This window comes from Cupriavidus sp. HMR-1, from assembly GCF_000319775.1.
Taxonomy (GTDB): Bacteria; Pseudomonadota; Gammaproteobacteria; order Burkholderiales; family Burkholderiaceae; genus Cupriavidus; species Cupriavidus metallidurans.
This window is the reverse complement of sequence record NZ_ANKP01000095.1, coordinates 17,906-38,739: the sequence shown is the minus strand read 5'-3', so window position 1 is coordinate 38,739 and position 20,834 is coordinate 17,906. Positions and strand designations below refer to the sequence as shown.

The 20,834-nt window shown below is 64.1% G+C and carries 21 protein-coding genes; 4 read left to right on the top strand and 17 right to left on the bottom strand.

Annotated elements, in window-relative coordinates; translation table 11 throughout:
• Nucleotides 1-14 precede the first annotated feature (14 nt).
• Genes D769_RS13685 through D769_RS13670 form a run of 4 tightly spaced genes read right to left on the bottom strand, consistent with a single transcriptional unit; the run spans nt 15 to nt 4,244 of the window.
• A complete protein-coding gene (locus tag D769_RS13685; RefSeq protein WP_008646001.1) occupies nt 15-803 on the bottom strand; it encodes a DUF3025 domain-containing protein in 789 nt (262 codons plus the stop codon).
• Nucleotides 804-808: 5 nt separating this feature from the next.
• The gene (gene pyrC / locus D769_RS13680; protein WP_008646000.1) at nt 809-1,843 is read right to left on the bottom strand and encodes a dihydroorotase; all 1,035 of its coding nucleotides are present in this window, start codon (nt 1,841-1,843) and stop codon (nt 809-811) included.
• A gap of 32 nt (nt 1,844-1,875) precedes the next feature.
• Entirely contained in the window at nt 1,876-3,174 is a 1,299-nt protein-coding gene (locus D769_RS13675) for a glycerate kinase (protein ID WP_008645998.1), read from the bottom strand.
• A complete protein-coding gene (locus D769_RS13670; protein ID WP_008645997.1) occupies nt 3,171-4,244 on the bottom strand; it encodes a tartrate dehydrogenase in 1,074 nt (357 codons plus the stop codon). Before D769_RS13670 ends, D769_RS13675 begins: the two co-directional genes overlap by 4 nt.
• A gap of 131 nt (nt 4,245-4,375) precedes the next feature.
• Here D769_RS13670 and D769_RS13665 point away from each other — a divergent pair, with 131 nt between their 5' ends.
• The gene (locus D769_RS13665) at nt 4,376-5,206 is read left to right on the top strand and encodes a class II glutamine amidotransferase (protein ID WP_008645996.1); all 831 of its coding nucleotides are present in this window, start codon (nt 4,376-4,378) and stop codon (nt 5,204-5,206) included.
• 96 nt (nt 5,207-5,302) lie between these two features.
• Here D769_RS13665 and D769_RS13660 read toward each other — a convergent pair whose 3' ends face one another.
• The 6 genes from D769_RS13660 to D769_RS13635 form a co-directional block, all read right to left on the bottom strand.
• Complete coding sequence (locus D769_RS13660; protein ID WP_008645995.1) at nt 5,303-6,037, bottom strand: amino acid ABC transporter ATP-binding protein; 735 nt, start codon at nt 6,035-6,037, stop codon at nt 5,303-5,305.
• Nucleotides 6,034-6,717, bottom strand: coding sequence for a glutamate/aspartate ABC transporter permease GltK (gene gltK / locus D769_RS13655; protein ID WP_008645994.1), 684 nt, complete (start codon nt 6,715-6,717; stop codon nt 6,034-6,036). Before gltK ends, D769_RS13660 begins: the two co-directional genes overlap by 4 nt.
• Before the next feature lie 11 nt (nt 6,718-6,728).
• Nucleotides 6,729-7,457 (bottom strand): amino acid ABC transporter permease, encoded by a 729-nt coding sequence (locus D769_RS13650; RefSeq protein ID WP_008645993.1) that lies wholly within the window; start codon nt 7,455-7,457, stop codon nt 6,729-6,731.
• Nucleotides 7,458-7,522: 65 nt separating this feature from the next.
• Nucleotides 7,523-8,422, bottom strand: coding sequence for a glutamate/aspartate ABC transporter substrate-binding protein (locus D769_RS13645; RefSeq protein WP_008645991.1), 900 nt, complete (start codon nt 8,420-8,422; stop codon nt 7,523-7,525).
• Nucleotides 8,423-8,725: 303 nt separating this feature from the next.
• Entirely contained in the window at nt 8,726-10,033 is a 1,308-nt protein-coding gene (locus D769_RS13640) for a Glu/Leu/Phe/Val dehydrogenase (RefSeq protein WP_008645988.1), read from the bottom strand.
• Between the two features lie 133 nt (nt 10,034-10,166).
• Nucleotides 10,167-11,111: a LysR family transcriptional regulator gene (locus D769_RS13635; RefSeq protein ID WP_008645987.1), complete on the bottom strand. Its 945-nt coding sequence runs from the start codon at nt 11,109-11,111 to the stop codon at nt 10,167-10,169.
• 177 nt (nt 11,112-11,288) lie between these two features.
• Between D769_RS13635 and D769_RS13630 the strand changes: the two genes are divergently transcribed.
• On the top strand, nt 11,289-11,843 hold the full coding sequence (locus D769_RS13630) for a cysteine dioxygenase family protein (protein WP_008645985.1): 555 nt from the start codon (nt 11,289-11,291) through the stop codon (nt 11,841-11,843).
• Nucleotides 11,844-11,905: 62 nt separating this feature from the next.
• A complete protein-coding gene (locus tag D769_RS13625; RefSeq protein ID WP_008645983.1) occupies nt 11,906-12,364 on the top strand; it encodes an Lrp/AsnC family transcriptional regulator in 459 nt (152 codons plus the stop codon).
• Nucleotides 12,365-12,431: 67 nt separating this feature from the next.
• Here the strand turns inward: D769_RS13625 and D769_RS13620 are convergent, their stop codons facing one another.
• The 4 genes from D769_RS13620 to D769_RS13605 form a co-directional block, all read right to left on the bottom strand.
• Nucleotides 12,432-13,205, bottom strand: coding sequence for an ABC transporter permease (locus D769_RS13620; protein ID WP_187192324.1), 774 nt, complete (start codon nt 13,203-13,205; stop codon nt 12,432-12,434).
• Between the two features lie 2 nt (nt 13,206-13,207).
• Nucleotides 13,208-14,053: an ABC transporter ATP-binding protein gene (locus D769_RS13615; protein WP_008645974.1), complete on the bottom strand. Its 846-nt coding sequence runs from the start codon at nt 14,051-14,053 to the stop codon at nt 13,208-13,210.
• Nucleotides 14,050-15,108, bottom strand: coding sequence for an ABC transporter substrate-binding protein (locus tag D769_RS13610; protein WP_008645972.1), 1,059 nt, complete (start codon nt 15,106-15,108; stop codon nt 14,050-14,052). The genes D769_RS13615 and D769_RS13610 overlap by 4 nt, the downstream gene beginning before the upstream one ends.
• Before the next feature lie 182 nt (nt 15,109-15,290).
• The gene (locus tag D769_RS13605; RefSeq protein ID WP_008645970.1) at nt 15,291-17,180 is read right to left on the bottom strand and encodes an ABC transporter ATP-binding protein/permease; all 1,890 of its coding nucleotides are present in this window, start codon (nt 17,178-17,180) and stop codon (nt 15,291-15,293) included.
• A gap of 87 nt (nt 17,181-17,267) precedes the next feature.
• Between D769_RS13605 and D769_RS13600 the strand changes: the two genes are divergently transcribed.
• Nucleotides 17,268-17,672 (top strand): acyl-CoA thioesterase, encoded by a 405-nt coding sequence (locus tag D769_RS13600; protein ID WP_008645967.1) that lies wholly within the window; start codon nt 17,268-17,270, stop codon nt 17,670-17,672.
• Nucleotides 17,673-17,753: 81 nt separating this feature from the next.
• On the opposite strand, the gene D769_RS13595 is transcribed toward D769_RS13600, so the two are convergent.
• The 3 genes from D769_RS13595 to D769_RS13585 all read right to left on the bottom strand — a co-directional run bounded on the left by D769_RS13595 (nt 17,754) and on the right by D769_RS13585 (nt 20,834).
• Entirely contained in the window at nt 17,754-18,530 is a 777-nt protein-coding gene (locus tag D769_RS13595; RefSeq protein ID WP_008645965.1) for an enoyl-CoA hydratase, read from the bottom strand.
• Between the two features lie 34 nt (nt 18,531-18,564).
• Complete coding sequence (locus tag D769_RS13590; RefSeq protein WP_008645964.1) at nt 18,565-19,521, bottom strand: DegV family protein; 957 nt, start codon at nt 19,519-19,521, stop codon at nt 18,565-18,567.
• A 113-nt stretch (nt 19,522-19,634) separates the two neighbouring features.
• The gene (locus tag D769_RS13585; protein WP_040011042.1) at nt 19,635-20,834 is read right to left on the bottom strand and encodes an acetyl-CoA C-acyltransferase; all 1,200 of its coding nucleotides are present in this window, start codon (nt 20,832-20,834) and stop codon (nt 19,635-19,637) included.

Here is a 20,834-nt window from a genome sequence, read left to right as displayed (position 1 = left end):
TGCGCGGTTGCCGGTCAGCCCGCCTCGGCATTGGTGGCCGCACCGCGGCGTCCGGGCCGGAACACGCTGAGATCGTCGTAGAAACCAGGGGCAGCGCTCTCGTCACACCAACCTGGAATGCCCATCACCGGTAGCGGCGCGAAACTGCGGCCACCCTTGAGACGCCCCTGCTCCGCAGCTTCGGCCAGTGACGCCGCCAGCAAGCCGTCGAGCCTGGCGATCGGCGTCATCGGCGACGCCGGAATCCACCATGCATGGGCGGTCACGGACTTGTAGGGCTGCACCAGTTTTTCCAGCAGCGCATGGCCGAACGGCACTACCGCGCAGGTATCGCGCCAGGCATCACGACGTGAGACAAACAGTTTGCGCCAGGCAAAACCGCGCAGCGCATCGGCAAGCGTTGCATCTTCACTGACCAGAATCACGGCGTTCTCGTCGAACAGCGTCGCCGCGTCACGCAGGCCCCCGCGCACGGCTTGCACGCCGTCCCGCTCGATGGCCTCGGCTTGCAGCCGGTTGAGCAGTCGCTTGGTCTCGGGGAAATGCAGCCAGATCAGCGCGTTGAATGCGTCGTGCAGGTTATCGCGCGTTGGCACCTGCCCGGTGGCGAAGATGTGGGACTCGTAGGCCACACCTTCGGGCAGGGTGTCCTGGGGCACGAAGCGCAGCGGCAGCCCCTGGGCGTTGAGGCTGCCCGATGCCGCCGCGTCGAAAGCCTCGCGCAGGTCACTGCCACGGAGGCGGGATGCGGACGCGGCGAACGGCATGAACCACGGCCGCGTCCAGTCGATCTTCGACAGCAACCGACTTAGCTCGCCTTCCAGCGCAGCGTTTCGCCGGCGCGCAGCGGCACCAGCGTGGTATCACCGTACGGCAGCTCGGCCGGCAATTCCCAGTCTTCGCGCGTCAGCGTCAGCGTGCCGCTGTTGCGCGGCAGGCCATAGAAGGCCGGGCCGTTGAAGCTGGAGAATGCCTCGAGCTTGTCCAGCGCGCCGGCAGCGTCGAACGCTTCGGCATAGAGCTCCATGGCATGGAGCGCCGTGTAGCAGCCGGCGCAGCCGCATGCGTGCTCCTTGAGGCCGCGTGCGTGGGGTGCGCTGTCGGTCCCAAGGAAGAAACGCGGGCTGCCCGACGTCGCGGCCTTGACCAGCGCCTCGCGGTGGATCTCGCGCTTGAGCACCGGCAGGCAGTAGTAGTGCGGACGAATCCCGCCCGTAAAGATTGCATTACGGTTGTACAGCAGGTGATGCGCGGTGATCGTCGCGCCGACCGGGCCTTCGGCCTCGGCCACGTACTGGGCCGCATCGCGGGTGGTGATGTGTTCGAACACCACCTTGAGCTCCGGGAAGTCGCGGCGCAGCGGCTTCATCACGCGGTCGATGAACACGGCCTCGCGATCGAAGATGTCGATGTCGCCATCAGTGACCTCGCCGTGGACCAGCAGCGGCACACCTTCACGCTGCATCGCCTCAAGCGTGGCGGCGCAGCGGCGGATATCGGTCACGCCGGCATCGCTGTTGGTGGTGGCGCCGGCCGGATACAGCTTGACGCCGTGGACGAAACCGCTCGCACGGGCCGCGACGATTTCCTCCGGCGGCGTGTTGTCGGTCAGGTACAGCGTCATCAGCGGCTCGAACGCCATGCCGGCCGGCAGCGCGGCCAGGATGCGCGCGCGGTAGGCACTGGCCTGCTCCACCGTGGTCACGGGCGGCTTCAGGTTCGGCATGATGATGGCACGTGCGAACTGGCGTGCCGTGTCGGGCAGTACGGCCGCCAGCGCCGCGCCATCGCGCAGGTGCAGGTGCCAGTCGTCCGGGCGGGTGATGGTGAGTTTCTGGGTCATGGGGACGAGCGAAACGAGTAAGACGGGGAAATCTAGAGAATCAGAATGGCGCGGTAGTCATTCACATTGGTACGCGTCGGGCCGGTCACGACCAGGTCGCCGATCGCATCGAAAAAGCCCCACGCGTCGTGTGCGTCGAGCTTCTGCCGGGCCGAAGTGCCGCTGCCTTCCGCGCGGGCCAGCGAATCGGGCGCCAGCAACGCGCCGGCATTGTCTTCGGACCCGTCGATACCGTCGGTATCGGCCGCGATCGCGTGGACATTCGGCGTGCCTGCCAATTCGATCGCCAGAGACAGCAGGAATTCGGAGCACCGCCCGCCGCGCGCCGATTCGGACGCGCCGCTTGGCAATGTGACCGTGCATTCACCGCCAGAAATCAGCGCAACCGGCGCGGCGAACGGCGCATTGTACGCCCGAATCTCGCGCACCAGCGCCGCGTAGACGCGGGCCACCTCCTGCGCCTCGCCAGTCACGGTATCGCCGAGCACCACCGCATTGACGCCCTGCCGACGGAACTCGGCCGCCGCGGCTTCCAGGCTGTCGTGTGCCGTGGCGATCATGCGATTGTCCACGTTCATGAACAGCGGATCGCCCGGCTTCGGCGTTTCCTCGATCTCGCCACGCGCGCCGCGCTCCAGATGCGCCTGCACGGTTGCCGGCACCGCCGCGCCATAGCGCTTGAGGATCGCCAGCGCATCGGCGTACGTGCTCGCGTCCGGCACGGTCGGGCCCGATGCAATCGCGCTCGGGTCGTCCCCGGCCACGTCCGAGACGATCAACGTGGTCACCGGCGCGCGGCTGGCCTGCGCCAGGCGGCCGCCCTGGATGCGCGAGGTGTGCTTGCGCACGATATTCATGTCCGTGATCGGCGCCCCGCAGCGCAGCAACTCGCGCGTGGTGGCCTTGAGGTCGGCCATGGGAATGCCCTCGGCCGGCAACGACAGCAGGCTCGACCCGCCGCCGGAGACCAGCACGATCAACCGGTCATCCGGGCCCAGCGCCTGCACACGGGCAAGGATGTCGGCGGCCGCCTGCTCGCCGGCCTCGTCCGGCACGGGATGGCCGGCTTCGATCACGCGGATATGTTCGGTCGGCAGGCCGTGCGCATAGCGCGTGACGACGATGCCTTCCAGGCTGGCCTTGCCCTGGTACGCGCGTTCGACGGCCAGCGCCATCGACGCCGCGGCCTTGCCTGCCCCCACGACCAGCGTGCGGCCGCCCGCGTGCGGTGGTGGCAGGTGCGCGGCCACGATTTCGAGCGGATCGGCTGCAGCCACGGCGGCGCGGAAGCTCTCCAGCAGCAATGTACGGGGATCGACCTGTGCGTTCACAGCGCCTCCGCGATGGCCTGGCCGAGATCGACCGTGGAGGCGGTACCGCCAATATCACGCGTCAGCGGCGCATGACCCGGTCCCGCGGCCAGCACCTGCTCGATGGCCGCCAGCACGGCCGCGCCAGCCTCGGCGTGGCCCAGGTGTTCGAGCATCATCGCACCGCACCAGATCTGGCCGATCGGATTGGCGATGCCCTGGCCAGCGATGTCGGGCGCCGAGCCGTGCACGGGCTCGAACAGGCTGGGATAAACCTTGTCAGGATTGATGTTGCCCGACGGCGCCACGCCGATCGTGCCGGTACAGGCCGGGCCGAGATCGGACAGGATGTCGCCAAACAGGTTGCTGGCCACCACTACGTCGAACCAGTCCGGGTGCTGTACGAAGTGGGCGGTCAGGATGTCGATGTGGTACTTGTCGACCTTCATGCCGGGATAGTTGGCGGCCATCGCCTCCACCCGTTCGTCCCAGTACGGCATCGTGATCGAGATCCCGTTGGACTTGGTGGCCGACGTCAGGTGCTTCTTCGGACGTTTCTGCGCCAGTTCGAACGCGAATTTCAGGATGCGGTCGACGCCGTGCCGGCTCATCACCGTCTCCTGCATCACGATCTCGCGCTCGGTGCCCGGGAACATGCGCCCACCGATACTCGAATACTCGCCCTCGGTGTTCTCGCGCACCACGTAGAAATCAATGTCGCCCGGCTTTCGGTCGGCTAGCGGGCTCTTGATGCCGGGCATCAGCCGGACCGGGCGCAGGTTCACGTACTGGTCGAACGAGCGCCGGAACTGCAGCAGGGAGCCCCACAGCGACACGTGATCGGCAATCTTCGCCGGCCAGCCAACCGCGCCAAAGTAGATGGCGTCGTACTTGACCAGGGTGTCAAACCAGTCGTCCGGCAGCATCTTGCCGTGGCGCTCGTAGTACGCGTAACTGGAAAAATCGAAGTGGTCCCACTGAAAATCGATGCCGAAACGGCGTGCGGCGGCATCCATGACGCGGATGCCTTCGGGCATCACTTCCGTTCCGATTCCGTCTCCGGGAATGACAGCGATCTTGTATTGACTCATGGCTGGGAAGGAGGGGGTGACTGCGGGGGGAGGCGCGTACCGCCGCCGTGCTTGGCAGCGCCGGGCACGCGCAGGATAATGCCTGCATTCTATTGCAAAGCGGCAGCCCCCTGCCGCACGGTGCCTTCGCCATGTGCCAGCTTCTAGGCATGAATTGCGCCACGCCCACGGACGTGACGTTCTCCTTTACCGGCTTCGCCGCCCGCGGCGGTGTGACCGACCATCATTCCGATGGATTCGGCGTCGCATTCTTCGAGGACAAGGCCTGCCGGCTGTTCATCGACAACCAGTCGGCGGGTACCTCGCCGGTGGCCGACCTGATCAAGCGCTACCCGATCAAGTCAAAGAACGTGATCTCGCATATCCGCAAGGCCACTCAGGGCACTGTCTTGCTCGAGAACTGCCATCCGTTCATGCGAGAACTCTGGGGACGGCACTGGATCTTTGCCCACAACGGTGACTTGCACGGCTTTGCGCCGTTCCTGTCCGGCGTCTACCAGCCGGTGGGAGACACCGACAGCGAGCTGGCGTTCTGCGCGCTGATGCAGGGCCTGCGCAAGCGCTTCCCCGGATCTCAGCCGCCGCTCAACGAACTCGGCCATGCGCTGGCCGACATCACGCGCGACATCACGCTGCACGGGGTGTTCAACTACCTGCTCTGCAACGGGCAGGCGCTGTTCGCGCACTGCTCCACGCGCCTGTACTACATCGTGCGCCAGTGGCCGTTCTCGAAGGCGCACCTGATTGATGCCGACCTGTCGATCGACTTCGCGCAGGTGACCACACCCGACGACCGCGTGGCCGTGATCGCCACCGCGCCGCTGACGGACAACGAGACCTGGACCCAGTTCGCGCCGGGAGACTTGATCATGTTCGAGGACGGTAGGCCCACCATGACGTGGAGCGTGCCCATCCCGCCGGAAGTCCAGGCGAAGAACGCGGCGAATACGGCCTGCACCTGAGTCCGACCCTGAGTCCGACCCTGACCAAATGAAAATGCCCCTCCCCGCGTGGCGGGAAGGGGCACTTGGCGCCTGCGTCCGTCTGGTTGCCTGCGCTCAGTGGTGCAGGATCTTCGACAGGAACTGCTTGGCTCGGTCCGAGCGGGCGTCAATGTTGCCGAAGAACTCTTCCTTCGCGCAGTCTTCCACGATCTTGCCGGCGTCCATGAAGATCACACGGTTGGCCACCTTGCGCGCGAAACCCATTTCGTGGGTCACGCACATCATGGTCATGCCTTCCTGTGCGAGCTGCACCATCACGTCCAGCACCTCGTTGACCATCTCCGGGTCGAGCGCCGAGGTCGGTTCGTCGAACAGCATGCAGATCGGGTCCATCGACAGCGCGCGGGCAATCGCCACGCGCTGCTGCTGACCGCCGGAAAGCTGGCCCGGGTACTTTTCCGCCTGGCTCTTCAGGCCCACGCGCTCCAGGTACTTCAGGCCCTTTGCCATCGCCTCGTCCTTCGAGCGGCCCAGCACCTTCATCTGCGCGATGGTCAGGTTCTCGGTGATCGACAGGTGCGGGAACAGTTCGAAGTTCTGGAACACCATGCCCACGCGCGAACGCAGCTTGGGCAGGTTGGTCTTCGGATTGCCCACCGACGTGCCGTCGACGAGGATGTCGCCCTTCTGGAACGGCTCCAGCGCATTGACGGTCTTGATCAGCGTGGACTTGCCCGAACCGGACGGACCGCACACCACCACCACTTCACCCTTGGCAACCTTGGTGGTGCAGTCGGTCAGCACCTGGAAGGCGCCGTACCACTTGGAAACGTTATTGATTTCGATCATACAGCCACCTTTTTCTGGTAACGCTTGACCAGCAGCGAAGCGGAGAAACAAATGATGAAGTAGATGAGGCCGGCGAAAAGCAGCATCTCGACGATGCGGCCATCACGTTCGCCAATGCCGTACGCCTGACCGAAGAAGTCCGCCAGCGCGCTCACGTAGACCAGCGACGTATCCTGGAACAGGATGATGCCCTGCGTCAGCAGCAGCGGCACCATGTTGCGGAACGCCTGCGGCAGGATCACCAGCCGCATGCTCTGGCCATAGGTCATGCCCATCGCCTGCGCGGCGAACATCTGTCCGCGCGACACGCTCTGGATACCGGCGCGGATGATCTCCGAGTAATACGCGGCCTCGAACAGCGAGAACGCGATCAGCGCCGAAGTCATGCGCAGGTCCGATGCCGCCGACAGGTTGAACGTCTTCTGCAGCAACTGCGGAATGATCAGGAAGAACCACAACAGCACCATCACCAGCGGGATGGAGCGGAAGAGGGTCACATACCCCTGCGCGAACCAGTTCAGCAGCTTGTTCGACGACAGGCGCATCATCGCCAGGATCGTGCCCCAGACGATACCGACGATCACCGCGGTCACGGTGATCTTGGCCGACACGAGCATCCCTTCGCCCAGCACATGCAGCGTGGAGGGGTTGATCGAGCTGAAATCAAATTCGTATGCCATGTTCCAGCTCCTTACTTGCCACCGATGAAGCCGGGCACGCGGGTGCGACGTTCCACCCAGCGCATTAACAGCATCACGGTGAAGTTGATGAGCGCGTACAGCACCGTGACGGCGATGAACGACTCATACGGGCGCGCGGTGTAGTCCACCAGCTGGCGTCCCTGCGCGGCCAGTTCCAGCAGACCGATCGTCGACGCCACGGCCGAGTTCTTGAAGATGTTCAGGAACTCGGAAGTCAGCGGCGGCACGATAACGCGGAATGCCATCGGCAGCAGCACGTAGCGATACGTCTGCGGCAGCGTGAAACCCATCGCCAGACCCGCGTTCTTCTGGCCGCGCGGCAGCGAGTTGATACCCGAGCGCACCTGTTCGCAAACCCGGGCGGCCGTGAAGGTGCCCAGACAGAGCATGGCGGCCAGGAACTGCTGGGTGAACGGATTCATCTGCTTGATCGTCTCGCCGCCGGGCAGCAGTTCGGGGCCGACGAAGTACCAGATGAAAAGCTGCACCAGCAGCGGAATGTTCCGGAAGATCTCGACGTAGGTAGCGGCGATCCCCGACAGCCACTTGTTCGGCACGGTGCGCAGCACACCCAGCACCGACCCGATGGCGAGAGCGATGATCCACGAGGACAGGCCAAGCGCGATCGTCACCTTGAGACCGGAAATCATCCAGTCCAGGTAGGTCTCGTTCGCCGCCGCCTGCTCGAGGAAGACTCCCCAATGAAAAGCGTAATCCATGATGCGTCCTCAAAAAGAAACGGAAGGACTGCTCCTTCCGTTTCGCACTGCTCCAATCGTGGGGATCAGTCGAGTGCCTTGTCGTTCGGGTTCTTGAAGAGCGCCTTCATGTCATCGGACAGCGGGAAGTCCAGGTTCAGGCCCTTCGGCGGCACCGGTTGCATGAACCACTTGGTGTACATCGTGTTGATCGTGCCATCCTTCATCAGGCCGGCGATCACGTGATCAGACACCTTCTTGAACGGCGCATCATCCTTGCGGATCATGCAACCATAGGCTTCGCGCGATTGCGGCTTGCCCACCACGATCCAGTCGTTCGGGTTCTTGGCCTTGGCGCGCTCGCCGTAGAGCAGTGCGTCGTCCATCATGAATGCCACGGCACGGCCCGATTCCAGCGTCAGGAACGACTGGCCATGATCCTTGGTGCTGATGATGCTCATGCCCAGCTTCTGGTCATCGTTCATCTTGCGCAGCAGGCGCTCGGACGTCGTGCCGGCAGTGGTCACCACGTTCTTGCCCTTCAGGTCGGCCCAATCCTTGATGCCGCCGTCCTTCTTCACCATGATGCGCGTGCCGATGATGAAGATCGTGTCGGTGAAGGAGACCTGCTTCTGGCGTTCCAGATTATTGGTCGTGGAGCCGCACTCGATGTCGATCGTGCCGTTCTGCAGCAGCGTGATGCGGTTCTGCGACGTGATCGGGATTTCCTTGACCTGCAGGTTCGGCAGCTTGAGCTGGTCCTTGATGGCTTCCACGATCTTCATATTGATATCGTAGGAATAGCCCACCTGACGCACGCCGCCCAGGTTGTAGTTGAAAGGAATCGACGAATCGCGCACGCCCAGCGTGATGACACCCGTATCCTTGATCTTCTGCAGCGTGCCCGTGAGCTGCTCTGCGGCCTGCGCGTTACCGCACAGGACGCCTGCGGCGATCATCAGGCCAGCCAGCTTGGCTACATTCATAACATCTCCTTGACCATGAAGAGAAAGGCGGGACTTTATCAAATGTCCCACCGACGAAACAGTATTGCTTAGCTCGCCACCCAGCACAACGGGTATTCCCCTAATTGGGGCAAGTTAGAGCACAGATTCGCGGCGATGCGCCAAATCGAGACACAACTGCCCACGTGGCCTCGTTCCCCCGCAAGCCCCGGAAATAAAAAAGCGGCGACTGGAACCAACCAGTCGCCGCGTTTCGGTGTCATCCAGGCAATGGGCAACCTTGCTGCGTCGCAGCACCGGCCGCCCACCGGGAACCCTGCCTCATCAGGGATACAGGCCGCGCATTTCGCGCGCCTGCAGAATACGCGTACAGGCAACGATAAACGCAGCCGTCCGCAACGTGACCTTGTTGTCCTGGGCAACCTGCCAGATTGCCCGGAAGGCCTCTTGCATGATCCGTACCAGGCGCTCGTTGATCTCCTCTTCGGTCCAGAAGAAGCTCGAGAAATCCTGCACCCACTCAAAGTAGGACACGGTCACGCCGCCGGCGTTGGCGATCACGTCCGGGCAAACCAGGATATTGCGCTCGCGCAGGATATCGTCGGCCTCGGGCGTGGTCGGACCGTTGGCGCCCTCGATCACCAGCTTCGCCTTGATCTTCGGCGCATTGCTGGCGGTCAGTTGCCCTTCCAGCGCGGCCGGGATCAGGATGTCGCAATCAACTTCCCAGAACTGCTCGGTGGAGATGACCTCGGCGCGGTAGCCTTCGATCGTGCCGCTGTGCGACGCGTATTCCATCATCTTTGGCACGTCCAGGCCGGCCGGGTCGAACAGCGTGGTGCGATGGTCCTGCACCGCCACCACCGTCGCGCCCGCCTCATGGAACAGCTTGGCTGCCACGGCACCCACGTTGCCGAAGCCCTGCACCGCCACTCGCGCGCCCTTGATGTCCATGCCAAGATTGCGGGCCGCCTCGGAACCGACGACGAACACGCCGCGGCCCGTGGCTTCGTGACGACCCAGCGAGCCGCCCAGCGAGATCGGCTTGCCGGTCACCACGCCGGTAGCCGTGCTGCCCGAGTTCATCGAGTAGGTATCCATCATCCAGGCCATGACCTGGGCGTTGGTGTTCACGTCCGGGGCGGGAATGTCCTTGCTCGGTCCGATGATGATGTTGATTTCGCTCGTGTACCGGCGGGTCAGGCGTTCCAGTTCGCCATGCGACAGGGTGCGCGGATCAACGCGGATACCGCCCTTGGCGCCGCCGTACGGCACGTTCACAGCCGCGTTCTTGACCGACATCCAGGCGGACAGCGCCATCACCTCGGACAGCGTCACGTCCTGGTGGAAGCGGACGCCGCCCTTGCCCGGGCCGCGCGACAGGTTGTGCTGCACGCGATAGCCCTCGAAGTGGGCGATCGTGCCGTTGTCGAGTTCGATGGGTACGTCGACGATCAGCGCGCGCTTCGGGCGCTTCAGGGTTTCCACCCAGCGTGCCAGCGAGCCCAGGTAGGGCGTGACACGGTCGACTTGCTGCAGGTAGATCCCCCACGGGCCGAGGTTGTCGGCGTTCAGGTACGAAGGCAGGGTATGAGCATTGGAGACGTTTTGCGTCGGTGCTGCGGAAGACATCGTTGGGTCCCGAGTAAAGGTGACACGGAGCATATCGGCGGCCCCATCCCTGAATCCAATGCCGTTTGATCATCCCCATATGCATGGTTATGCAAGATTCGCATAACCATTACCCCACCCCAAATTGGGTTTTTTACGAGGTCAGCGCCGCCCAGATCTTGTCCACAAGCTGGCGCTTGCGGCGCTGCTGGCTGCCGCGCCGCTCGTTGGCGTTTTCTGGCGGCCGTTCGCGATAGAGCCGGATTTCCATGTCGATCGACTGGGGCAAGCCCTTCGCGGCATCGGCGCGTACCAGCCGGCCGGCGGCCACGTCCTCGCGTACCGCGCTCTCGGGCAGGAAGGCCATGCCATGCCCGGCCAGCGCCATGACCTTGAGCGCCTCGGCCATATCGGTCTCATAGCATTTGTCGAGCTTGAGCGTTTCCGGCGATTCGGCCAGCAGCATGTCCACCATGCGGCCAAGGAAGGCATTGGGCGTGTAGCTCAGGTACGGCACCGGCTTCTTGTCGGTGCCGGGCATCCGGAACAACGGGCGGCCGGACGCATCGGGGACGCTATAGGGCGACAGGCGCTCGGTGCCGAGCACCAGCATGTCGTAGTGCGCCGGGTCAAGCTGGATGGCCTGGCGCGAGTGGTGATAGACCATGACAAGATCGCACCCGCCTTCGACGAGCATCAGCACCGCGTCGTGCACGTTCAGCGCCCGCAGCCGGCATGGCAGCGTGCCGACCTTGCGCTCGACGCCCTTGAGCCACTCCGGGAAAAACGTCAGCGACAGCGTGTGCGGCACCGCGAATTCCAGCACCTGCGCGTTAGCCGAGCGCTGGCCGCGCATTAGCGCCCGCGTCTCGCTGACCTGCGCCAGCATCGCCAGCGCCTGTTCGTAGAACACCTTGCCGGCGGCAGTCAGGCTGGTGGGATAACTCGAACGGTCGATCAGTTCGGTGCCGACCCACGCCTCGAGCGACTGAATCCGGCGCGAGAATGCCGGCTGCGTGACATGCCGCAGCTCTGCCGAGCGCGAGAAGCTGTGCGTCTCGGCCAGGCTGACGAAGTCTTCAAGCCATTTGATTTCCATGGCGCGGATTATCACCCGGCGCCCGCCCGGACGCACGATGCGCAAGCTCATTCCCCAAAATGCGCATCCAGTAGAACAGGATTACAATTCCAATCGATTCCAGACTGAAATTTGCATCATTGTGCTCGGAGGGTCCTCCTATGATGGAAGCCATAACACCACCAAGACGAGCTCGCCATGCAAACCTCCGCCCCTTGCGCCCGCTCCGGCGCCCCGGAACCGTCGCCACTGACGCCGTTCACCAGCGGAATCGAAGCCACCCTGGCCAAGAACGCCCGCATGGTCGCCGAACAGGTCGCCGCGAGCCTGCCCGATGCCGAAACGCTGCTGGCCAGCCTGCCGCCGGGCGCGCTGGAAGGCAGCCCGGATACCTACACCCGCCATCTGGTCCACGCCGACCCGTTCGAACGCTTTTCCGTGATGCTGCTGGTCTGGCGTCCTGGCCAGTTCAGCCCGGTGCACGGCCATCGCACGTGGTGCGCCTATCGCGTGCTGCGCGGCACCATGTACGAACGGCACTACCGCTGGGATCCGGAAAGCCGCACGGCGTCGCAGGTCGGCGCCGTGACGCGCGAAGCCGGCGACACGTTCAGCGTGCCGGCCGGCCTGCAACACATCCACGCTCTCGGCAATGCCAGCGACGACGTCACCGTCTCGCTGCACATCTACGGCGTGGAACAGAGCCGTATCTCCACCGGCGTCAACCTGCTGGTGGACACCGTCGTCAGCTGACACTCGCACCGCAAGGGCGGCGGGTGCCCGGCACCCCTTCCGCCCCTTGATTGCGAGACCCCATGGACCGTTATGACCGTCAGATCCTCGGCATTCTGCAGGAGGACGCCACCGTGCCCGTCGCCGAGATCGGCGAACAGGTCGGCCTGACATCAACACCCTGCTGGCGCCGAGTACAAAAGCTGGAAGAGTCCGGCATCATCCGCAAGCGCGTGGCGCTGCTCGACCCCGCCAAGCTGAACGTCGGCGTGACCGTCTTCGTCTCGGTCCGCACCAACCAGCACAGCGAGAAATGGCTCAAGACCTTCCACGGGCTGGTGGCGTCGATCCCGGAAGTCACCGAGTTCTATCGCATGGCGGGCGATACCGACTACCTGCTGCGCGTGGTGGTGCCCGATATCGCCGCCTATGACGCCGTGTACAAGAAGCTGATCCAGGGCTCCGAGCTTGCTGACGTCAGCTCCAGCTTCGCGATGGAGCAGATCAAGTACACGACGGCGCTGCCGCTGGACTACGCGTAGCGGGTCAGGCGTCCGAGAGGCTACTCCCTGCTCCCTCCGAGCGGGAGCGGGGAGAAACGCAGAAACCTCACCCCCGATGCGCCCAGCCCGTCATCCGTTTCTCCAGCACCGAGAACAGCTCATACATGCCCATCGCCATGATGGCGATGACGACGAGACCGGCGAACGCGAGCGGCATCTTCATGGCCGATCCTGCCGATACGAGCAGATAGCCGATGCCTTCGTTGGCGGCGCTCATCTCCGACACCGTGGTGCCGACGAACGCAAGCGTGATCGCCACCTTCAGCGAGGCGAAGAAGAACGGCATCGCGCGAGGCAGGCCCACCTTCAGCAGCACGTCGCGGCGCTTGGCGCCGAGCACGCGCAGTACGTCCTCGAGTTCGGGTTCGAGCGTCGCCAGCCCCGTCGCGATATTGACCATGATCGGGAAGAACGAGATCAGGAACGCGGTCAGGATCGCCGGCCCGGCGCCAAGCCCGAACCACACCACCAGGATCGGCACGAACGCCGCCTTCGGCAGTGCGTTGAAGGCCGTCATCAGCGGATAGGTCGCCGCGTACGCCAGCTTCGACGATCCCATCAGCATGCCGAGCACCACGCCCACCACGATGGCCATGCCGAAGCCGACCATCGTGGTCCAGAAGGTGCGCCACGCGTGCGCGGCGATCACATCGCCATACTCGGTCATCGACGCGACAATCGAAGACGGGCTCGGCAAGATGAAGTCCGACACGTTGAACGCGAGACACGCCACCTGCCACAGCAACAGAAATGCACCCAGCAACAGCCAAGGCGCCACGCGCTGCACGCGCTTTGCCTGAATCGAAGACATCGTGTTCATGATCATTGCTGCCTGACGTGGCCGATCTTCTCGCGCAACTCGTGCACGCGTTCGGCGAAGGGTTCGGAATAGGTGACATCGAGCGGACGCGGGCGCGGCAGGTCGATCTCCCGGCGCAGCAGGATGCGTCCCGGCCGCGCGCTCATGACGTACACGGTATCGGCCAGGAACACGGCCTCGCGCAGATCGTGCGTGACGAGGATCACGTTGAAGCGCTGCGCCTGCCAGAGGTCCCGCAGCACGCACCAGAGTTCCTCGCGCGTGAACGCATCGAGCGCGCCGAACGGCTCATCCAGCAGCAGCATTCGCGGCTGATGGATCAGCGCCCGGCAAATCGACGCCCGCTGCTGCATGCCGCCCGAAAGCTGCCACGGATACTTGTCCTCGTAGCCAGCAAGCCCGACCGTCTTCAGCAGATCGCGGGCGCGCGCCACATACTCGTCGCGCTTCGCGCGCATCGTCGAGCGGTACGGCTCGACGATCTCGAGCGGCAGCATCACGTTGTCGAGCGTGGTGCGCCATGGCAGCAGCGTCGGCGCCTGGAAAGCCATGCCCACCTGCTTGAGCGGCCCGCTGACCTTCTCGCCGTTGATGCTGACCGCACCACGCGTGGCTTGCCGCAGGCCGGTAGCCAGCTTCATGAACGTCGACTTGCCGCATCCGGATGGGCCGACGATGGCGATGAACTCGCCTTCGGCTGCCTGCAGCGAGATGTCCTCGACCGCGAACTCCCCGCGCCGCGCCAGCTCGTCGTCGTAGGCCAGCCAGACGCGATTGAAATCGACGAATGGCCGGGTAGCGGTGGAGGCCCCGCCAGTGGCGGGGTGAAGCGCTTGCCGGGCCATCATCGCAGGACATCCAGTTCGGCTGCCGAAGGCAGGTAGGCATCGGTCCACAGCGCATCGGGATTGATGCGCCCCTTGGTGGCAAAGGCGTCGGCCACCTGGGATGCCATCAGCGACAGGCGCGGCTTGTTGACGCGCCCGAAACCTTCCGCCTTGGCATCGGGCGACTTGACCACCGCGTCGAGCGCCATCTTCAGCCGGCGAACTTCGAGCTTCTCGTCGATGATCCCGTCGCGCGCCTTCACCGCCTTGACCCCCTCTTCCGGGTTCGCGATCACGTCCTTCGCCGATTTCGCGAACGCCCGCAGGAAGGCCTTGACGGCTTCAGGATGGGTCTTCAGAAACTGCTCCGACGCAATGATCGCGTTGCCATACAGCTTCACGCCGTACTGCGGATAGGGGAGCACGACGATGTCCTCATCCTTCACGCCGCGCGCATTGAGATTCAGGATCGACGTGAACGAGAAGCCGGTGATCGCATCGAGATCGCCACGCGTCAGCATGGTCTCGCGCAGCGTCGGATCCATCGCCTGCCAGTTGAACGACGCCGCCTGAAGGCCGTTGGCCTTGGCGAAGATCGGGAACGCGCGGCGGCCGGCATCGAATACCGGGGCGCCGAGCTTCTTGCCGGTCAGGTCCTTCGGCGCGCGAATGCCGGACTTCTTCAGCGCCAGCACCGCGGCTGGCGTGTTGTTGTAGACCATCATCACGGCCACCGGCTTGTTCTTCGCGTCCGGGTTGTTGCCGTAGAACTCCATCACCGATGCCAGATCGGCAAAACCCATGTCATACGTGCCGGAGGCCACGCGATTGACCACGTTGCCCGATCCGTTGCCGGCGTCGATCGACACGTCGAGCTTCTCGGCCTTGTAGTAGCCCTTCTGCTCGCCAAGCAGGAACAGCGCGGATGGTCCTTCAAAGCGCCAGTCGAGCTGAAAGCGGATCTTCGTCGCGGTCTGCGCCTGCGCGGTGCCCGCGCAGAGTGTCGACAGCACCATGGTGGTGCCCATGACGGTGCACAGCTTCAGCAGATGACGGCGCAGAGGGGATTGCGGCATGGACCTTCTCCAGTAGTTGATCTCTCTGGAGAGGGCTTTTCGCAAGTGGCGTGCCAGCTTTTCAGGCGTCGCTCATGCACCGGTGCAAGGCGCGCCGGTAGCGCAATGACGAACCAGGATTGTGCGCGGACAGTTTTCAGCCGCGGTTGCTGGCATCGATTGTCGACAATCGATGCCTTGCGCTATGCATCCTGCGTGGCGTCGCCCACATCGATCGCCAGCGCGTCGGCATCGGGCGAGCCCTCCGCCGCGTTCCGCGCCTGGATCTGCCACATCTCGGCGTAGTGGCCATTGGCCCGCATCAGTTCGGCATGGGTGCCGCGCTCGATGATGCGTCCACGGTCCATCACAAGGATCTGGTCGGCGTGCACCACGGTCGATAGCCGGTGCGCGATCAGCAGCGTGGTGCGATTCTGCGCAAGCCGCATCAGCTCCGACTGGATCGCCTGTTCGGTGCGGGAGTCGAGCGCCGACGTGGCTTCGTCGAATACCAGAATCGGTGGGTTCTTCAGCAGCGTGCGCGCGATGGCCACCCGCTGCTTTTCACCGCCGGACAGCTTCAGGCCCCGCTCGCCCACCGGCGTGTCGTAGCCCTGCGGCAATTCGCTGATAAAGGTGTCGATCTGCGCGGCGCGCGCTGCCTCGATGACTTCCTCGCGCGTGGCCTCCGGGCGGCCATAGGCGATGTTGTAGTAGATGCTGTCATTAAACAGCACGGTGTCCTGGGGCACGATGCCGATCGACGCGCGCAGGCTGACCTGCCGCACCTTGCGGATGTCCTGCCCATCGACCTCGATGCTGCCCCGCGTGACGTCGTAGAAGCGGAACAGTAGCCGCGCGAGCGTGGACTTGCCCGAGCCGCTGTGCCCAACCACGGCCGTCGTCGTCCCCGCCGCGATCGTGAAATCGACATCGTCGAGAATCACGCGGTTCTTCTCGTAGCCAAAGCCGACATGGCGGAAGCGCACCTCGGCGCCGTTGACGGCGAGCACCGGCGCGCCGGGCGTGTCGGCCACCTCCTGTTGCGTGCCGAGCAGCACGAACATGCGGTCCATATCGGTGGTGGCCTGCTTGATCTCGCGATAGATCACGCCCAGGAAGTTGAGCGGGATATAGAGCTGGATCATCAGCGTATTGACCAGCACGAGGTCACCAAGCGTGAGCTTGCCGGCGGCAACGCCCACCGTGGCACGCCACAGGATCAGGATCAGGCCCAGGGCGATGATCGCCTGCTGGCCGAAATTCAGGAACGACAGCGAGTTCTGCGAACGGATTGCCGCCGTGCGATAGGTACGCAGGTTCTCGTCGTAGCGGCGTGCCTCGTACTCCTCGTTCCCGAAATACTTCACGGTCTCGAAGTTCAGCAGCGAGTCGATCGCCTTCTGGTTGGCGCGCGAGTCGAGCTCGTTCATCTTGCGCCGGAAATGCGTGCGCCATTCGGTCACGACGATCGTGAACACGATATAGCCAGCCAGCGCGCAGATCGTGATCGCGGCGAACCAGATGTCGTAGCGCACAACGAAGAAGCCGATCACGAGCGACATCTCGACCAGCGTGGGCAGGATGCTGTACAGCGAGTACGAGATCAGGGACTGGATGCCCCGCGTCCCGCGCTCGATGTCCCGGCTCATCCCCCCGGTCTGCCGATCCAGATGGAAGCGCAGCGACAGCGCGTGCAAATGGCGGAACACCTGCAGCGCGATCTCTCGCACCGCGCTCTGCGTGACCTTCGAGAAGAGGATTTCACGCAACTCGGTGAACAGCGTGCTCGAGAGCCGCAACAGGCCGTAGCCAACAATCAATCCCACTGGCACGGCCAGCAACGCCGCCGGATCGCCAGGCGCGATGTTCATGCTGTCGACCAGCTTCTTCATCAGCACCGGCACGCCCAGGTTGGCCACCTTGGCGGCGACCAGGCAGGTCAGCGCCAGCATCACGCGCCACTTGTAGTGCCAGACGTAGGGGAGCAGGTTGCGAACGGTCTGCCAGTCACTGCGGCGCGCGCCGCCCTGGAACAGCGAATTTGCCGGCTCGGCGGGGGCGGGCTCGGCGGTCGTGGAATAGCGGCGCATACGTTAGAATTCGGGCCAATGCCGCGATTGTCGCAGAGATCCGACAACCCGGCTGGCCTCCGCTTCATCCGCCCCGAAAGACCCGCCATGACCACTTCCAGCTTTGTTCCCGAACTCCCTTCCGGCAAGAATCCCGCGCTGCGCGTGGTGCCGATGCCGGCCGACGCCAACGTTCACGGCGATGTGTTCGGCGGGTGGATCATGTCGCAGGTGGACATGGCCGGATCGATCCCCGCCGTGGAGCGCGCGCAAGGCCGCGTGGCCACCGTGGCGGTGAATTCGTTCCTGTTCAAGAATCCGGTGTTCGTCGGCGATCTGGTCAGCTTCTATGCCGACATCGTCAAGACGGGCCGCACGTCGATCACAGTCTCCGTGGAGGTCTACGCGCAACGAATGCGCCACGCCAACGAGATCGTGAAAGTGACGGAGGCCACGCTGACTTACGTGGCCACCGACGAGAGCCGGCAACCGAGGGTGTTGCCGGCGGCTTGATCGCAGAGCGTTCTCTCCTCTCCGCAGCCTCTCTCCCATCGCATGGGAGAGGGACGCAAACAAGCTACACCTTGCTTCGCCTTAGCTGAATTTCGAGAAATCCGGCTTGCGCTTCTCGAAGAATGCCGTAAAGGCCTCCTTCGCTTCCGGCGCCACCAGCATGCGGCGGAACACCTCGCCCTCCTCAAGCATCTTCTTTTCCACGGCAGCCGCGTCATCGCCCTTCATCAGGCGCTTGGTTTCGCGCAGCGACGACGCGGGCAACACCGCCAGCTTGGCCGCCTGCTGACGCACATAACCCTGCAGTTCCGCCACCGGCAGCACCTTCGTCACCAGACCGATCTCAAAGGCTTCCTGTGCGCTGAATGCCTCGCCAAGCAGCAGCTTTTCGGCGGCGCGCTGATAGCCGACCATGCGCGGCAACAGCAGGCTCGATGCCGCCTCCGGGCAGAGGCCGAGTTGGGCAAACGGCAACGCCAGCTTTGCCGTCTCGGATGCGTAGACGAGATCGCAATGCAGCAGCAGCGTGGTGCCGATGCCAACGGCTGCGCCGCTGACCGATGCCACGATGGGCTTGGTCGCCCGGCTGATCGCCTGGAGGAACTGGAACACCGGAGCCGGCGCGCCATCGGCGCCGTTGGTCGGCGGGCGCTTCAGGAAGTCTTCGATATCGTTGCCCGCCGTGAAGACCTCGGGCTTGCCTTCGATCACGATGACGCGTACCGCGGCGTCGGTCTCGGCGGCGCGCAGCGCGTCGGCCATGGTCTGGTACATCGCCGCGGTGATCGCGTTCTTCTTGTCGATGCGATCGAAGCCAATGGTCAGTACGCCCTGGTCGATGCTGGTTGCAATGCTCATTTCTACCTCGTCTCCGTTTTGAGAAGGAAGCCGATCACACGAACGGTGGCGGCGCTTCGGAAAGATAACTCAAGCCGAACGCGCCCGCTCCCACGTTCAGCGCGACGGTCAGGCTCATCGGCGCCAGCATCAGCTCGACGTTGCGCGATGCGGCGATGTGCTTCAAGGACTGCCAGGCCGGCAGCGATTCCACCTCGTCGATATCGCCCGCATAACACGCGGCCACGGCCGGCGTCAGCAGGCTGTCGGCGCGAATGCAGGCTTCGACGTGGGAGAGCAGCCGGCGAACGCCCTCTTCGTTGCCACGCGCCTTGGCAATGGCCTGGGTGACGCCCCGGTGCATATGGATCACGGGGCGGATGTTGAACGCGCTGCCAAGCATGTAGCGGCTCCACGTGATGCTGTTCTCGCCCTTGAGCTTGGCACGCGTGTACATGTAGAGCAGTTCGTCGGGAATCAGGAACATGTGGGCCGCATCGCGCAGGCGGTTCTCGACCGCATCGACCACGGATGCCGCACTGGCGCCGTCGGCGAGCATTCGCGCAGCCTCGCGCACGATCAGCGCCTGGCCAGGGCCGATGGCGCCGGTGTCGATCACGGTCAGGTCGAACAACCCGCTGCGGCCAGCATCCTTGCGCAGCTTGAAACTGCGCGCGACAGTACCGACCACCGCGCCGGTGGCATTCGAATACAGCTTGCTGCGGCTGCTGGCGATGGTCAGCAGAATGGCCCGGTCACAACCGGCCACCACGTTCTTGAGCAAATGGTCTTCCAGCTCGCGCTCGAGCAGCGGGATCGATTCCGCGTAGTGGTCCTGCTTGCCGACCAGATACTTCTGGTACAGGTTTGGAAGCTCGGCTTCGTCGCGGGTGTCGACTACGAAGCGGTCGCCGGCCCGGATGCGGAATGGAATCGTGCGGACGCCTAGCGCGTCCATCATCGCGCGCGGCATGTCACACGCCGCGTCGGCCAGAATGGCGGTCTCCTGCATATTATTGTTCTCCCCTCGGTTTCAGTGTGTTGGCATCTCCGTGTCCATGCATTTCCTCACCTGATCGAAGGTCGGGACAGCCCACCCGTCGGGCTGTCCCTGGCGCGTTTTATTTATACGCGCTCGAAAATCCCGGCGGCGCCCATGCCCGTGCCCACGCACATGGTCACCATGCCGTACTTCATGTTGTGGCGACGCAGCGCGTGCACCACGGTGGCCGAACGGATCGCTCCGGTCGCGCCGAGCGGATGGCCCAGCGCGATAGCGCCGCCCATCCGGTTTACCTTGGCCGGATCAAGTTCCAGATCACGCATCACCGCCAGCGATTGCGCGGCAAACGCTTCGTTCAGCTCGATCCAGTCGATCTGGTCCTGCGTCAGGCCAGCGGCCTTCAGCGCAGCCGGAATCGCTGCCTTCGGACCGATCCCCATGATCTCCGGCGGCACGCCACGCACCGCGAACGATACGAAACGGGCCAGCGGCACCAGGTTGAACTGCTTGAGGATCTTCTCCGAAACCAGGATCAGCGCGCCGGCGCCATCGGACGTCTGCGAGCTATTGCCGGCCGTCACGCTGCCCTTGTTGGCGAACACCGCGCGCAGCTTGCCAAGGCCTTCCACCGACGTATCGGGACGCGGTCCCTCGTCCAGCGAGATAGTACGCGTCTTGACGTTGATCTGACCAGACGCGAGATCCGGGAACCGTTCAACTACCTCAATCGGGGTAATTTCGTCCTTGAACTCGCCAGCCTGCTGCGCGGCGATGGCCTTCTGGTGCGATGCCAGCGAGAACGCATCCTGGTCCTCGCGGCTGACCTTCCACTGCGTGGCCACCTTCTCGGCCGTCAGGCCCATGCCGTAGGCAATGCCGATATTCTCGTCGCGCTCGAAGATCGACGGCGACATCGACGGCGAGTTGCCCATCATCGGCACCATGCTCATCGACTCCACGCCGGCGGCGATCATCACATCCGACTCGCCCACGCGGATACGGTCCGCAGCCATTGCCACGGCCGACAGGCCCGACGCGCAGAAGCGGTTCACGGTGATGCCGCCCACGGTATTGGGCAGGCCGGCCAGCAACGCGCCGATACGCGCCACGTTCAGGCCCTGCTGCGCTTCGGGAATCGCGCAGCCGACGATGGCGTCCTCGATCAGCGCGGGGTCCAGGCTCGGCACCTGGGCCACGGCCGCTTGCAGGATCGTGGCCAGCAGGTCATCGGGACGGGTGTTCTTGAAAGCGCCCTTCGGGGCCTTGCCGATCGGCGAACGGGTAGCCGCGACAATGTATGCGTCTTGCAGTTGTTTCATGAT

Coding starts and splice junctions, on each gene's coding strand:
- pyrC (WP_008646000.1), bottom strand. CDS start 1,843: ATGACCCAGAAACTCACCATCACCCGCCCGGACGACTGGCACCTGCAC.
- D769_RS13670 (WP_008645997.1), bottom strand. CDS start 4,244: ATGAGTCAATACAAGATCGCTGTCATTCCCGGAGACGGAATCGGAACG.
- D769_RS13665 (WP_008645996.1), top strand. CDS start 4,376: ATGTGCCAGCTTCTAGGCATGAATTGCGCCACGCCCACGGACGTGACG.
- D769_RS13660 (WP_008645995.1), bottom strand. CDS start 6,037: ATGATCGAAATCAATAACGTTTCCAAGTGGTACGGCGCCTTCCAGGTG.
- gltK (WP_008645994.1), bottom strand. CDS start 6,717: ATGGCATACGAATTTGATTTCAGCTCGATCAACCCCTCCACGCTGCAT.
- D769_RS13650 (WP_008645993.1), bottom strand. CDS start 7,457: ATGGATTACGCTTTTCATTGGGGAGTCTTCCTCGAGCAGGCGGCGGCG.
- D769_RS13645 (WP_008645991.1), bottom strand. CDS start 8,422: ATGAATGTAGCCAAGCTGGCTGGCCTGATGATCGCCGCAGGCGTCCTG.
- D769_RS13640 (WP_008645988.1), bottom strand. CDS start 10,033: ATGTCTTCCGCAGCACCGACGCAAAACGTCTCCAATGCTCATACCCTG.
- D769_RS13635 (WP_008645987.1), bottom strand. CDS start 11,111: ATGGAAATCAAATGGCTTGAAGACTTCGTCAGCCTGGCCGAGACGCAC.
- D769_RS13630 (WP_008645985.1), top strand. CDS start 11,289: ATGCAAACCTCCGCCCCTTGCGCCCGCTCCGGCGCCCCGGAACCGTCG.
- D769_RS13625 (WP_008645983.1), top strand. CDS start 11,906: ATGGACCGTTATGACCGTCAGATCCTCGGCATTCTGCAGGAGGACGCC.
- D769_RS13620 (WP_187192324.1), bottom strand. CDS start 13,205: ATGAACACGATGTCTTCGATTCAGGCAAAGCGCGTGCAGCGCGTGGCG.
- D769_RS13615 (WP_008645974.1), bottom strand. CDS start 14,053: ATGATGGCCCGGCAAGCGCTTCACCCCGCCACTGGCGGGGCCTCCACC.
- D769_RS13610 (WP_008645972.1), bottom strand. CDS start 15,108: ATGCCGCAATCCCCTCTGCGCCGTCATCTGCTGAAGCTGTGCACCGTC.
- D769_RS13605 (WP_008645970.1), bottom strand. CDS start 17,180: ATGCGCCGCTATTCCACGACCGCCGAGCCCGCCCCCGCCGAGCCGGCA.
- D769_RS13600 (WP_008645967.1), top strand. CDS start 17,268: ATGACCACTTCCAGCTTTGTTCCCGAACTCCCTTCCGGCAAGAATCCC.
- D769_RS13595 (WP_008645965.1), bottom strand. CDS start 18,530: ATGAGCATTGCAACCAGCATCGACCAGGGCGTACTGACCATTGGCTTC.
- D769_RS13590 (WP_008645964.1), bottom strand. CDS start 19,521: ATGCAGGAGACCGCCATTCTGGCCGACGCGGCGTGTGACATGCCGCGC.